At 38.4% G+C, this 14,385-nt stretch carries 13 protein-coding genes and 1 tRNA gene; 12 read left to right on the top strand and 2 right to left on the bottom strand.

The features are described from left to right. Positions 1 to 189: 189 nt before the first annotated feature. From H5161_RS08825 to H5161_RS08800, 6 genes are all read left to right on the top strand, one after another. On the top strand, positions 190 to 480 hold the full coding sequence (locus tag H5161_RS08825; protein WP_182715663.1) for a hypothetical protein: 291 nt from the start codon (positions 190 to 192) through the stop codon (positions 478 to 480). 500 nt (positions 481 to 980) lie between these two features. Then, complete coding sequence (locus tag H5161_RS08820; protein ID WP_024595976.1) at positions 981 to 1,721, top strand: bifunctional diguanylate cyclase/phosphodiesterase; 741 nt, start codon at positions 981 to 983, stop codon at positions 1,719 to 1,721. Positions 1,722 to 1,829: 108 nt separating this feature from the next. Beyond that, positions 1,830 to 2,204: an Hpt domain-containing protein gene (locus H5161_RS08815; RefSeq protein ID WP_039489282.1), complete on the top strand. Its 375-nt coding sequence runs from the start codon at positions 1,830 to 1,832 to the stop codon at positions 2,202 to 2,204. A gap of 9 nt (positions 2,205 to 2,213) precedes the next feature. Beyond that, complete coding sequence (locus tag H5161_RS08810; protein WP_084324654.1) at positions 2,214 to 3,611, top strand: sigma-54 dependent transcriptional regulator; 1,398 nt, start codon at positions 2,214 to 2,216, stop codon at positions 3,609 to 3,611. 113 nt (positions 3,612 to 3,724) lie between these two features. Then, positions 3,725 to 4,255, top strand: a complete 531-nt coding sequence (locus tag H5161_RS08805; protein ID WP_024595973.1) for a peroxiredoxin-like family protein — start codon at positions 3,725 to 3,727, stop codon at positions 4,253 to 4,255. A 235-nt stretch (positions 4,256 to 4,490) separates the two neighbouring features. Continuing rightward, positions 4,491 to 4,937, top strand: coding sequence for an Hsp20 family protein (locus H5161_RS08800; protein ID WP_024595972.1), 447 nt, complete (start codon positions 4,491 to 4,493; stop codon positions 4,935 to 4,937). Between the two features lie 60 nt (positions 4,938 to 4,997). Here the strand turns inward: H5161_RS08800 and H5161_RS08795 are convergent, their stop codons facing one another. After that, positions 4,998 to 6,554, bottom strand: a complete 1,557-nt coding sequence (locus H5161_RS08795; protein ID WP_182715661.1) for a cryptochrome/photolyase family protein — start codon at positions 6,552 to 6,554, stop codon at positions 4,998 to 5,000. A gap of 311 nt (positions 6,555 to 6,865) precedes the next feature. Next, positions 6,866 to 7,327, bottom strand: coding sequence for a globin domain-containing protein (locus H5161_RS08790; protein WP_002958480.1), 462 nt, complete (start codon positions 7,325 to 7,327; stop codon positions 6,866 to 6,868). Between the two features lie 435 nt (positions 7,328 to 7,762). On the opposite strand from H5161_RS08790, the gene H5161_RS08785 reads away from it, so the two are divergent. The 6 genes from H5161_RS08785 (at position 7,763) to truB (ending at position 14,336) form a co-directional block, all read left to right on the top strand. Continuing rightward, positions 7,763 to 7,839, top strand: a tRNA-Met gene (locus H5161_RS08785). A 281-nt stretch (positions 7,840 to 8,120) separates the two neighbouring features. Then, entirely contained in the window at positions 8,121 to 8,576 is a 456-nt protein-coding gene (gene rimP, locus H5161_RS08780) for a ribosome maturation factor RimP (RefSeq protein WP_002958482.1), read from the top strand. Positions 8,577 to 8,615: 39 nt separating this feature from the next. Next, on the top strand, positions 8,616 to 10,115 hold the full coding sequence (nusA, locus tag H5161_RS08775; RefSeq protein WP_182769103.1) for a transcription termination factor NusA: 1,500 nt from the start codon (positions 8,616 to 8,618) through the stop codon (positions 10,113 to 10,115). 25 nt (positions 10,116 to 10,140) lie between these two features. Beyond that, a complete protein-coding gene (gene infB, locus H5161_RS08770; RefSeq protein WP_002958484.1) occupies positions 10,141 to 12,801 on the top strand; it encodes a translation initiation factor IF-2 in 2,661 nt (886 codons plus the stop codon). A 109-nt stretch (positions 12,802 to 12,910) separates the two neighbouring features. After that, the gene (rbfA, locus tag H5161_RS08765) at positions 12,911 to 13,393 is read left to right on the top strand and encodes a 30S ribosome-binding factor RbfA (RefSeq protein ID WP_002958487.1); all 483 of its coding nucleotides are present in this window, start codon (positions 12,911 to 12,913) and stop codon (positions 13,391 to 13,393) included. Beyond that, complete coding sequence (gene truB, locus H5161_RS08760) at positions 13,377 to 14,336, top strand: tRNA pseudouridine(55) synthase TruB (protein WP_002958489.1); 960 nt, start codon at positions 13,377 to 13,379, stop codon at positions 14,334 to 14,336. The genes rbfA and truB overlap by 17 nt, the downstream gene beginning before the upstream one ends. The last annotated feature ends 49 nt before the right edge of the window (positions 14,337 to 14,385 follow it).

Here is a 14,385-nt window from a genome sequence, read left to right as displayed (position 1 = left end):
CAATTCAAAATAAAAATAAAATGTTATGAACTTTATTTAAATACTCAATCATACCTTTAATTTATTTTAACGACATGATTTTGTAAGGTTTTTACTTTTTTGTAAAGTTGTTATCTGGTTGGCACGACTTTCGCAATATATTAAATATCAAATCAAGACGAATTTAGTTAAATTTTTAAGGGGTGCAATATGCAAACAAACACAAAAGCCAAACAACAGCCTAAAGGTAACAATTGGGTACTAACACCTGAAATTATGGTTTTGTCAATTTTGCTTGTTGCCACTTTAGTAATAGGTATAACAGTTTTACGAGGTAGCGATTCGATTGAACCGCTGGCAGATATTCAGCCAATTACTTTTACACAAGCTGATGTTGAAAACGCTCAGTTGATGAGTAATACGTTTGACTCGCAAAATACCAACTATGCACAACATGTAACTTCTTCTAAAAACGAAAATAACGACACTCTTTCAAACTAGAGACTTTTGCGCAGGTAACTATTTATAGTTGCCTGCGTTTTTTTATGTTCCTACCACCAATTTAATTTTTTATCCCTCCCCATAAAATTATTTATTTTCTCTTAAATTTAGATGGTGCTTAACCTAAACAGGGTTTTATCAAAGCTTTCTCTTTTCTCATATACAATTGCTAATATTAGCTTTGGTCAGTATCTATTAACTGGCTTATCTGTGTTTTATAAGCTCGATTAAGCGCTCACATTGCCAATGTAGCTGCATTGCAAACTGAATTGCAAAATGCGAATGAAATGGGAGAAGTAAATCCATTTAATATTCTAATTTAACTACCTGAATATATTGGTTTTTATTTCTGTTTTTTTGTATTTAAAATGGCCTGTAAATTGCTCTTTAATATAATAAGTCACTAAGAGTGAAACCGGAGCAAAATCATGAGTGCGTTTAAATACCTAGAATCGGAAAAACCAGTCAATCTAGCAAGATGGCATGAGTTAGAGAGGATCATGTCTGATTCAATGCAAAATAATTATTTTAAAATGGTTTATCAACCGCTTGTATCATTGGGATCTGGAAAGCTGGTCGGCTTTGAGTCGCTAGTAAGGTGCCAATCACCGCGCTTTGGCATTGTTGGCCCTGATGAGTTTATCCCTCATGTAGAGCAATCGGGAATGATTTTAGAATTAGGTGACTGGATTTTTGAGCAATGTTTGTCTGATTTAAAACATATGCGGCAGTTTGGTATGACAGATATTGCTGTTTCATTAAATATTTCACCGGTACAAATCTTAGATGGTGATGTGTTTGCAAAAGTAATGTCTTTGCTAGAAAAGCACCAAATACCACCACAGGCTATTAAAGTCGAATTAACGGAAACAGCGCTCATTCATAGTCCTGATAAAATAGCTAAGGCGTTTGAAAACTTCCATAAAGAAGGCGTAAAGGTGTGGATTGATGATTTTGGCACTGGGTATGCCTCTTTAGGTTTACTTCGTCAATTTGATATTGATGGTTTAAAAATTGATCGCAGTTTTGTAAGTGGTATTGCAACTAATAATGAAGACTTTACGTTATGTAGCGCAATTATTGCGATGGCTCAACGATTGGGTTTACAAACGGTAGCAGAAGGTATTGAAGAGAATGAGCAATTACAAATATTAGAACAACTTGGTTGCGATATAGCTCAGGGGTACCTGCTAGATAAGCCGCAAACGTTAACTAAAAGTATTGATACTTGGGCTTTGTAAATGTTTATATTCATTTTGATTTGCAAAATGCAAAAAACAAATTACTCTTAAACTACAACTCTTACATATTATTAGTGTACGAAGTTTTAACTTACACAAAGGTTATCTATGCCCATATCAGAGCAGTTTGTCGATAAAAGTATTACCGAGCTAAATGTATTAACTCAACTCGAAAAGGATGTTGGGACAACTGTGTTAGCTCGTTTAATTAAATTATTTATTGATGAATTAGTTACTATGGCTAACCAATTAGATACGGCAATTAGTAGTGAAGATACTATAAAAATTAAAGAAGTAATGCATGTCTTAAAAAATTCAGCAGCTTTATATGGTGCATCTGCTTTAGCTGCGTTAGCAACACAATTACACGATTCGCCACCGTCAACTACACAAGAAAACTTGCACGCAGCGCTTGTTATTAAACACAACTTGGATAAAACCCGAGATGCGTATCAAATAATGAGTAATAGTATAGCTATCTAGGAGAAAGCCGTGTCAGATATAATCGATAAAGGTCTTGTTTATATAGTTGAAGATAGCATTGCCAGTGGTGCTTTATATGCAAGTCAGCTTGAACAGGCTGGTTTCCAATGCAAACACTTTACAGATGGGTACTCTGCTTTAGTAGGTATTAAAGAAAAAATGCCAGCGGTCATAGTACAAGACGTATGCTTGCCAGATATAAGTGGGCTTGAGGTATTACAATTTGTAAATAAGCAAAAAAATCCTGCTAATGTAGTCATGATCACCTCAAACAGCTCTATTGATATTGCAGTGGAAGCAATGCGTTTAGGCGGTTTTGATTTTTTAGAAAAACCTTTCACAAGTCAACGACTCATTAGTTCAGTAGAAAGTGCCTTGACGCCAAAAGAGCAAGTTAAAGTTCAACCATTGGTTAAAAACAGAGATAAAAATCAAGATTTTGTTGGTGAATCACTGGCAATGAAAACCGTTTTTAGATTACTTGATAGTGCAGCTAGAAGTAAAGCGTGTGTATTTATCACAGGTGAAAGTGGAACCGGTAAAGAAGTTTGCGCACAAACCCTTCATGATACAAGCCCGAGAAATACAGGACCATTTATTGCCATAAACTGTGCAGCTATCCCTGCTGAGCTATTTGAATCAGAATTTTTTGGTCATGTTAAAGGTGCGTTTAGTGGGGCATTAAGCGATCGAAAAGGGGCTGTTGAAGTGGCCAACGGCGGTACCTTATTTTTAGATGAATTATGTGAAATGGAACTTAACTTACAAGCAAAGTTATTACGCTTTTTACAAACAGGCATTTTTAGTAAGGTGGGTAGTAGTGAAGTATTACACAGCGATGTTCGTTTAGTCTGTGCAACAAACAGAAACCCTATCATAGAGGTTGCAGAAGGGCGTTTTAGAGAAGATTTATATTACCGTTTAAATGTTATCCCCGTAAAGCTCCCCCCTTTAAGAGAACGCGGAGGCGATATATTACTGCTTGCTGAGTATATTTTGAAACAAAAAAGCGATAATAATGCAAAGCATTTTACTGGTTTTTCTGATGAAGTTAAGGCGCTTTTTTGTAATTACGATTGGCCAGGAAATATTCGCGAACTACAAAATGTAATTGAAAACACCGTTGTTATTAATGATGGCGATGTAATTGAAAAAGACATGCTACCAAGCTCATTTGGGTTAGGGGCTGTGAAGCACTCGATATCCGCTAAGTCAGTTCACAATACAAACGAGCAGAGTGTTCAATTATCGCCTATGTCTGTTCACGATATAGAACCTTTGTGGCAAGTTGAAAAAAGGGCGATTGAAAATGCAATTAAAAGTTGTGAAGACAATATTCCTCTTGCTGCTGCTTATCTAGGGGTTAGTGCATCTACCATTTATAGAAAAATAAAGGGATGGTCTTAAAGTTATAATCGATTTTTAATTACACTTTTCAGGTTGAATTAATAAAAGTTACCCTAAGCTCTATGGGTAAGAGCAAATTAATTTTTAATCTGAAACAGTAAAAGGAGATCGCAATGAGTAACACTAGTTTAAAACCTGCGGATATTATGCCATCACTAGTAGTGAGAGATGTTGATGAGAATAAGGTAGATTTAGTTGATAGAGTAAGTGACTCTCCCTGGAAAATGATTGTTGTTTATCGAGGCCAGCACTGCCCTAAATGTACTGCGCAACTTAACGAGCTTGCTAAAGTTCATAAAGACTTTAAAGATGCTGGTGTTGAAGTGGTTGCAGTAAGTGGTGATAGCCATGAGCAGCTTAATAAACATCTTGAAAAAATAGATATTAACTTCCCAATTTACTATGGTTTAACAATCGAACAAATGACCGATTTAGGGCTACATATTAGCGAGCCTCGCAGTGATGCAGAAACTGATCATCCATTTGCTGAGCCAGGCATTTTTGTACTTAATGAAAAAAATCAGCTTCAAATGGTCGATATATCAAACAGCCCATTTGTTCGTCCTGATTTAGAGCAACTGCTAGGTGGAATTAAGTTTTCTAGAGAAAACGACTATCCAATCCGAGGCACATTTATTAAATAACATTCATTTTCATGGTTTCAAAAGGCACTTTTTAGTGCTTTTTTTATTTATTTTTAATTTTTTTAAATTAATCTCTTGAAAACAATTTTACCGTCCATATATAGTTAAGTAGGACGCCTGATGGGTCCTTAATTAAACTTAAACAATTGAAATTTATACTATTAATTAAACTTTGCTTGAGCTTGTTCAATAGAAGAGCACATGCAAAATATCGCTTAAATATGAGGATATTATTATGCGTACAGTAGACTTATCACCACTTTATCGTTCATTTATCGGCTTCGAACATTTAGCATCACTTATGGATGCGGCAGCTAATACAGATAAGCAGCCAAGTTTTCCTCCTTACAACATAGAAGCACTCGATAAAGACAAATACAGAATCACTATGGCCGTTGCCGGTTTTAGCGATAACGAATTAACCATTGAGTCAGAAAATAACACATTAAAAGTTACAGGTACTAAAGCAAATAAAGATGAAAACGCAGAGCGTAAATTTATTCATCAAGGTATTGCTGAGCGTAACTTTGAACGTAAATTCCAGTTAGGAGATCATGTAAAAGTACTTGGCGCAGATTTAGCCAATGGCTTACTAAGTATTGACTTAGAACGTGAAATCCCTGAAGCGCTAAAACCACGTAAAATTGAAATTGGTAATAGCAATCTAATAGAAGGTAAATAATCTTCTAAAGTACATATTCCCCTGATTACTTAGCCGCCTCATTCGAGGCGGCTTTTTTGTTTACAGCGCTTCTAAATTATTAAGGTAGTAGGTTGCTTGTTGCAGCGTTTGTTCTTGGAGTGTTTTTTCTTGTTTATCCCAATTTTTATATACCATACCAATACGTGGGTTCTTTTCTAGCCTGTCTCTGTGTTTATTCATGAAATGCCAGTACAGGCTATTTAGCGGGCAAGCTTTATCACCTACTTTTTGTTTAACATCGTACTGACAGCTTTTGCAGTAATCGCTCATCTTATTAATGTAGTTACCGCTTGCAGCATAAGGTTTAGTCGCAATTATTCCATCATCGGCAAACTGGCTCATTCCTCGGGTGTTGGGCATCTCTACCCACTCTATGGCATCAATATAAACACCTAGGTACCAGTTATCTACGTTATCAGGGTTTATTCCTGTAAGCATGCAAAAGTTTCCAATAACCATTAGGCGTTGAATATGGTGGGCATAAGCGGTTTCAAGGCTTTGTTTTAATGAGTGGCTTAGGCAATTCATTTTTGTTGAGCTGTTCCAAAAATAAGATGGTAGTGTGTTTTTGGCTTGTAATTGATTTTTAACAGCGTAGTCGGGCATGTTAATCCAATAAATGGCACGTACATATTCTCTCCAACCTAATATTTGCCTAGTAAAGCCCTCTACTTGCGAGAGGGATATTTCACTTGGTCTTTGTTCGTATTCTCTTATTACACGTTTGATTACATATAACGGGTGGAGTATTTTTGCGTTTAGGGCAAACGATAATCGGCTATGGTACAAGCTGGTATTATTTTTACTTTGATCTGTCATCGCATCTTGAAAGTGACCAAAGCAACTAAGTAAATGCTCGCAAAAGTATTCGAGAGATTCAATGGCTTGTTTACGCGTTGTTGGCCACTCTAGTTTCTGATCGGCTATTTCGCCAAAGTAAACGATCTTGTGCTTATTTAAGCGAGAAATGATGTTCTTAACATCATTATTGAATAGCTTAGGTTTTGGTATACACGCTAAGTCAGCTTTGGAAAATTTATTACGATTATTACTGTCAAAATTCCATTTGCCACCGGTTGGCTTAGTATCATCAATTAATATATTAAACTGCTTACGCATAGCACGATAGAAGTGCTCCATTGTCACATGCTTGTTTTTTGTAAAGCGTGTTTTTATATCGGTGAACGGTAATAAAAAATGTTCAGTATCTGTGGCAATTACATCAAATGAGCCATCACTTTTAAACTTAGCTAATTGAGACTTAAGCCTAAACTCATCAGGATATTGATATTCAATAGTTTCGCATTGGTATTTATCAGCAATTCGCTTGAGTAATTCAATTAAATCTTTGTCGTCAGCTGTATCGTCAAGTGTTAAATGCAAAACATTAAATCCTGCCGTTTTTAATGCAGTTGCAAAGTTTTCCATAGCATTAAAAAAAGCACACAGTTTTTGAATGTGATGCTTAACGTAGTTGGTTTCTTGTTTTAATTCTGCGATGAGATAAAGCGTGTCGTCGTCTTTTTGTTTATACCATGAATGAGATGGGTTTAGCTGATCGCCTAATATTAATCTAAGTGTTTTATGATAGGTCATAGTAAAGCCAAATTTTTTTATACGGACATAGTTAATTAAACGATCGTTTTAATATTTTATAACAAGCAAATAGGAGTAATTAAGTGCATAACGACAATAGTTTGCTGTTTTCAATGCTGGGGATTAGTTGTTTCTTGAGTTTAATAATGGATTAGTAAAACGAATAGAAGCGTTAAATAACACAATACATTGTGCTGTTAGCAATAGGGCAAAAAAGTTTAACCGCATATCAAGGCGTTTTTGACCATGGTGTTAAAATGAGCATAATTAAGGGGAGATTAAGTAAATTAAGTCTCCCCCCAATTGAATATCTAAATTTTATTACTTTGCTTTTGCTGCATTCTTTGTTGTAACGAAACCACGTTGGTAACGTTGAAAAGAACATTGCTTGCAAAGCTTTCAAAGTACCTAAGCGCTTTTTTCCAAGCGAGTTGACTCTCAGTAGTAAAATGCTTACCAAGGTGCTCTTCAAGGGTTTCGTAAAAAGCGTTAGATAAAAGGGCAATGTCACTGTGTGAAGCGCCGCTTTTTTTTAGATACATTAAATGGTGAGCTAAAAAAGGAGCTACCGATGCTGGTTTATCTAAATGTTTAACAATTCGTTCTAACACGCAAAAGAGGGTAAAGCTCTTTTCGTTAAACTGTAAGGCCGTCGGGTAATTCATCTCAATACTAGATTGGGCTAATTTACTATGAAACTTAGCCGTAAACGCATGAAAGTTAGGCTTAATAATTGTTAAGTTATTTAATAATGCTGATTGTTGTTGATTCATTTTTATCTCGTTGCAGTGAGTAATAACTATTATTATCAAGTAGGAATAAAGTTGATTATAGCGGGCAGTTCAAATTCTGCACGTTTTTTTAGTGTGAAAGTATGGCTTTTTGTTATATCTATTTACTTTCTGGTAATTAGTGAGCCTTTAAAACGTATTTTAAGAGTTATTAAACTTCAGTTTATCTGATTTTTATCCTGAAATAATAAGCTACTACATTTTATGACTCAAGTATGGGAATTTTATAAAGTTGGCTGATTACTTATGTTACTTACATATACATTAAATTAGCATCTTGACGAATTGCAAATTTTATAAACTAATTGCGTATTATAGTTGCTAATTATCCTGTACATCCTTATAATAGCGGCCATTGTTTAGCGTGTTGTATAACAGCTAACAGCGATATTAAATTTAAGGTTTGATATCTATTGGCGCGGGATGGAGCAGTCTGGTAGCTCGTCGGGCTCATAACCCGAAGGTCGTCGGTTCAAATCCGGCTCCCGCAACCAATTCTACTAGTAGGTATTACCTTACTAATTTATATCGCGCATTCTAAGTAATGCGCGTTTTGCGTTTTAGGCTATGTAGTTTAATTAGGTCAGTTTACTGACTCGCAACCAAGCTTGGCCCTCGGCCACACAGTTTTATGCTTTATTGGTGTGACGCCCCGCTTGGTTCGGGGCGTTGTTGTATCTGCACCTTACGATTTGTGGCAATTGCTATCAAATTAAAATTTAAACTCAGTATTTTAGGGCTATAAGCCCTTTTTTTGTTTGTATGGAGGATTTTCGTGACAAAACTTGAACAAGATTTAGTAACCATGTTAACGCCTGCGGTAGAAATGTTAGGCTTTGAGTTGCATGGTCTTGAATTTGTACAAGCGGGTCGCCATTCTACCTTAAGAGTATATATTGCTCATGAGGATGGGATCTCAGTTGATAACTGTGCGGATGCCAGTCGCCAAATTAGTGCGATTTTAGACGTCGAAGACCCAATTACAAATGAATATGATTTGGAAGTATCGTCTCCTGGTGTTGATCGTCTATTATTCAAACAAGATCACTACGAGCAGGCGCAAGGAGAGGAAGTACGCGTGCGTACTAAACTTCCACAGGATGGTCGTCGTAATTTTAAAGGCGACTTAGTAGCAGTTAGCAGCGATATGATCACACTATCTAGCGATGGTGCAGAGCATCTGATCATGCTTAGTAACATCGAACGTGCGAATTTAATCGCGAAGTTTTAAATTCGAGTGCGAAGGAATAGGGCAAGCGAGGCATTACCCATGGCAAAAGAGATATTATTGGTTGCTGAAGCCGTTTCCAATGAGAAAGCGGTTCCAAAAGAAAAGATTTTTGAAGCTCTAGAGTTCGCTCTAGCGACAGCGACAAAGAAAAAACACGATGGCGAAATTGAAGTACGTGTAGCAATTGACCGTAAAACCGGTGATTACGATACGTTCCGTCGCTGGCAAATTGCCGCTGTATTAGAAGATGGTTCTTTAGAGAACCCATACAGCGAAATCACTCTAGAAGCAGCACAGGTTGAAGAACCTGATTTGCAAATGGGTGATTATGTTGAAGAGCAAATCGACTCAATCAAATTTGACCGTATTACAACACAAATGGCTAAGCAAGTTATCGTACAAAAAGTACGTGAAGCTGAGCGCGCTTTAGTTGTTGAAGCATACAAAGATCAAGAAGGCGAGCTGGTAACGGGTGTTGTTAAAAAAGCAAATCGCGATGCAATCGTACTTGATTTAGGTAACAACGCAGAAGCGGTAATTTACCGTGATGACATGTTGCCACGTGAAAACTTCCGCCCGGGTGATCGAATCCGTGGTCTTTTATATGAAGTTAAACCTGAAGCACGCGGTGCACAATTATTTGTAACGCGCTCTAAACCTGAAATGCTAATGGAATTATTCCGCATTGAGGTGCCAGAAATTGGCGAAGAGATGATTGAGTTACGTGCAGCTGCACGTGATCCAGGTTCACGCGCTAAAATTGCTGTTAAATCTAACGACAAACGCATTGATCCAATTGGTGCATGTGTTGGTATGCGTGGCGCACGAGTTCAAGCTGTATCGTCTGAGCTTGGTGGTGAACGTGTTGATATCGTACTTTACGATGACAACCCAGCACAATTTGTTATCAATGCAATGGCGCCAGCAGAAGTTGCTTCAATCGTAATGGATGAAGACACTCACTCAATGGATATCGCTGTAGAAGCCGATAACCTAGCACAAGCAATTGGTCGTAATGGTCAGAATGTTCGTTTAGCAAGCCAATTAACTGGCTGGGAACTAAACGTAATGACTGTTGAAGACATGCGTACCAAAAATGAAGCTGAATCTGATAAGTTACTTAACTTATTCACTGAAAATTTAGATATAGATGATGAGTTTGCATCATTACTTATTAACGAAGGTTTCTCGACACTTGAAGAAGTGGCGTATGTACCTGCGTCTGAATTTTTAGAAATTGATGGTCTTGATGAAGAGACTGTAGATTTATTGCGTTCACGCGCAAAAGATGCATTGACAACTAAAGCACTTAAAACGGAAGAAAGCTTAGATGGCGCAGAGCCAGCTGAAGACTTACTTGCGCTTGAAGGCTTAGAGCGTCACTTAGCATTTGTTATGGCAAGCAAAGGTGTTGTTACACTTGAAGACTTGGCAGAGCAAGGTATTGACGAATTAGTTGATATCACAGAACTTTCATCTGAAAAAGCGGGTGAACTGATTATGGCTGCACGAAACATTTGTTGGTTTGCAGACGAGTAATTTATTAACGGAGGTATTACACACTATGGCAGAAGTAAATGTTGAAAAACTAGCCGGCGATATAGGTACAACTGTTGATAAATTGCTACAGCAGTTTTCACAAGCAGGTATCACTAAGCAAGCAACTGATAACGTAACAGAAGCTGAAAAAGCAACGTTACTTGATCATTTAAGTAAGCATCATGGTGGTACAGGTTCAGATGGCCCAGCGCGTATGACTTTACAACGTAAGAGCAAAAGCACATTAAGTGTGACTGGTTCTACGGGTAAAGCTAAAGATGTTCAAGTTGAAGTTCGCAAAACACGTACCTACGTGAAGAAAAGCGCAATGGAACAAGAACAAGAGCAAGCACGCTTAGCCGCTGAAGAAAAAGCCCGTCTTGAACAGCAACAAAAAGCTGAACAAGAAGCCGCAGAATTAAAAGCGAAACAAGAGGCAGAACGTAAAGCGAAAGAAGAAGCTGACCGTAAAGCCAAAGAAGAAGCTAAACGCAAAGCTGATGCAGAGCGTAAAGCGAAACAAAAGCAGATGACCCCAGAGCAAAGTGCTAAGTCTGAGAAAGATCGCATAGAAGCTGAGCGTCTGCAAAAAGAAGCAGAAGAGGCCGCATTGAAGAAAGCTGAAGAAGAAGCGAAACGTCAAGCAGAAGAGGCAAGAAAGCTAGCTGAAGAGAATTCAGCACGCTGGAAGAAAGAAGAAGAAGAACGTAAGAAACGCGAAGAAACAGCGGATCATCATCTTACGACTTCAACTTATGCACGTGAAGCAGAAGATGTTGCCGATGCTCGTGATGAGCAAGGCACTCGCCGTGCTAAGAAAAAGAAAAAAGCGCCAGCAAAAGATAAATTTGCAGCGTCAAGAGGCCGTAACAAGTCTAAATTAAAAGCACCAGCATCGCTGCAGCATGGTTTCCAAAAACCAACTGTTGATGTTAAAAATGAAGTGCGTATTAGCGAAACAATTACAGTAGCTGAGCTTGCATCACGCATGGCTGTTAAAGGCGCTGAAGTTGTTAAAACAATGATGAAAATGGGTGACATGGTTACTATTAACCAAGTGATCGACCAAGAAGCTGCACAACTAGTTGCAGAAGAAATGGGTCACAAGGTTATCATTGTTAAAGAAAACGAATTAGAGCAAACAGTACTTAACGACCGCCATGAAGATGGTAAGTCAGAGCCTCGTGCTCCAGTAGTAACTGTAATGGGTCACGTTGACCATGGTAAAACATCGACTCTAGATTACATTCGTTCTGCGAAGGTTGCTTCTGGCGAAGCCGGTGGTATTACACAGCATATTGGTGCATACCATGTTGATGTAAATGGCAATATGATTACCTTCTTAGATACTCCAGGACATGCTGCATTTACATCAATGCGTGCTCGTGGTGCTAAAGCGACAGATATCGTAATCTTAGTGGTTGCAGCAGATGATGGTGTTATGCCACAAACTAAAGAAGCGGTACAGCACGCACGTGCAGCTGGCGTTCCTTTAATCATTGCTGTAAACAAAATGGATAAAGAAGGCGCAGATCCAGATCGCGTTAAAAACGAACTAGCTCAGCTAGACGTTATCCCTGAAGAATGGGGCGGCGATACGCAGTACGTTCATATCTCAGCTAAAACTGGTCTAGGTATTGATGACCTTCTTGAAGCCGTACTTATGCAATCTGAGCTTTTAGAGCTTTCTGCCCCTACCGAAGGTATGGCTGCAGGTGTTGTAATTGAATCTCGTCTTGATAAAGGCCGCGGTCCAGTTGCATCAGTACTTGTTCAATCTGGTACGCTTAACCAAGGTGACATTGTATTATGTGGTCTTGAGTATGGCCGTGTTCGTGCAATGCGCGATGAAAACGGTAAAGACATCAAGTCGGCAGGTCCATCTATTCCAGTGGAAATTTTAGGTCTTTCTGGTATTCCAGCTGCGGGCGACGAAGCAACTGTTGTTAAAGACGAGCGTAAAGCGCGTGAAGTTGCTTTATACCGTCAAGGTAAGTTCCGAGATGTTAAACTAGCACGTCAACAAAAAGCTAAGCTTGAAAACATGTTTACTAACATGACTGAAGGTGATGTTTCTGAAGTTAACGTGGTACTTAAAGCAGACGTTCAAGGTTCTATCGAAGCAATCTCTGATTCACTAACTAAACTTTCTACTGATGAAGTGAAAGTGAAGATTGTAGGTTCTGGTGTTGGTGGTATTACTGAGACTGATGCGACACTAGCTGCAGCGTCTAACGCAATTGTAGTTGGCTTTAACGTTCGTGCTGATGCTTCTGCTCGTAAAGTGATTGATACTGAAAACTTAGACCTTCGTTATTACAGCGTAATTTATGCCTTAATCGAAGAAGTTAAGCAAGCAATGTCAGGCATGCTAGCACCTGAGTTTAAACAAGAAATCATTGGTCTTGCGCAAGTTCGTGACGTATTCAAGTCTCCAAAAATTGGCGCAATTGCTGGTTGTATGGTTACTGAAGGTGTTATTAAACGTAGCGCTCCAATCCGTGTACTACGTGAAAACGTGGTTATCTATGAAGGTGAACTTGAGTCACTTCGTCGCTTTAAAGACGATGTTGCTGATGTTCGTAACGGCATGGAATGTGGTATCGGCGTTAAGAACTACAATGACGTACGTGTTGGTGACCAAATCGAAGTATTTGAAACAGTTGAAGTACAACGTACTCTTTAATTGTTAGCTCGCTAAACTAATAAATGGGGGCTTAGCCCCCATTTGTGTATCCATTATTTAATTAGCTTATTATTAAATTTCAATAAGTTATGATTTTAGGACAAATGCAATGAGAGAATTTTCTCGCACTGATCGTGTTGCACAGCAAATCCAAAAAGAAATTGCTGTAATTTTACAACGCGAAATTAAAGATCCACGCTTAGGTATGGTGACAGTGTCAGCGGTAGAAGTATCGCGTGATTTATCTTATGCCAAAATTTTCATCACTGTGTTTAACACACAAGATGAAGATGCAGCTAAGCAAAGCGCTAAAGTACTTAATGAAGCAACGGGTTATATTCGCTCGTTACTTGGTAAGCGTATTCGTGCTCGTATAATGCCTGAGTTAAAGTTTGTAGTTGATAATTCACTGATGGAAGGTATGCGTATTTCTAATTTAGTGGATTCTATTATCCGCGAAGATAACGCAAAGCATGTCGATGAAGATGTAGAAAGTGTTGATGCTGATATTTCAGATAGTGAACAAAGTACTAAGCACGTAGAAGATACAGATAGCGAAGAAGGCACTGATACAGATGGCAAAGCGCAGTAAAGGCCGTGCAGTTGACGGTATTTTGTTGTTAAACAAACCGCAAGGCATTTCATCAAATAAAGCTCTGCAGCAAGCGAAAGGTGTTTATTTTGCACAAAAAGCTGGCCACACTGGGGCTTTAGACCCGCTTGCTACAGGTATGCTGCCAATTTGTTTTGGTGAGGCGACTAAGTTTACGCAGTTTTTACTCGATACAGATAAAACCTATATCGTTCGTGCAAAACTGGGTGAGCGTACAACAACATCAGATTCTGATGGCGAAATCGTAAGCACGAAAGATGTGAATGTGACGCGTGAGCAGTTAACAAAAGAAATTGCAGCTTTTGTTGGAGAGTCAGATCAATATCCATCAATGTACTCAGCACTTAAGTATCAAGGTAGACCATTATATAAGTACGCACGAGAGGGTATTGAAGTCCCTCGTAAATGCAGAAAAATAAATGTGTTTAGCTTATCGTTTGACGAATTTGATGAACAAAACAACGTATTGCAAATGACGGCTCATGTATCAAAAGGGACGTATATTCGTACAATCGTTGATGATTTGGGCGAAAACCTAGGGTGTGGCGCACACGTTATAATGCTTCACAGAACTGCTGTTGGTCAGTATCCGGCAGATAAAATGGTTTCGCTTGATGAAATTGAAGCGTTGCTTGCTAAAGCGAAAGCAGAAGAGCTTGCGCCTTCTACTTATTTAGACTCGTTGTTATTACCTATAGACACTGCTTTAACTGATTTACCTGTTATTGAAATTTCGAAAGAGCAGGGCAAAGTATTTAGTCATGGGCAAGCAGTCGAGTTACCTGAAGCTTTACCTGAGGGGGCAATTAAAGTTGTTGCGGATGGTGTGTTTATTGGTACTGGCGAGCGCAACTCAAGTGGCCATTTAAAGGTTAAACGTGGTCTTGCTAGCCAGCAAGATGATTACGTAAAGCCTGAATAAGCAATTAGTGTGCCCAGCAGTGGCTTATTAGTTGTAGATGGGAATAATT

The sequence above is a fragment of the Pseudoalteromonas sp. SG43-5 genome, assembly GCF_014164345.1.
GTDB classification, from domain to species: Bacteria; Pseudomonadota; Gammaproteobacteria; order Enterobacterales; family Alteromonadaceae; genus Pseudoalteromonas; species Pseudoalteromonas distincta.
This window is presented reverse-complemented; position numbering and strand designations above follow the sequence as displayed.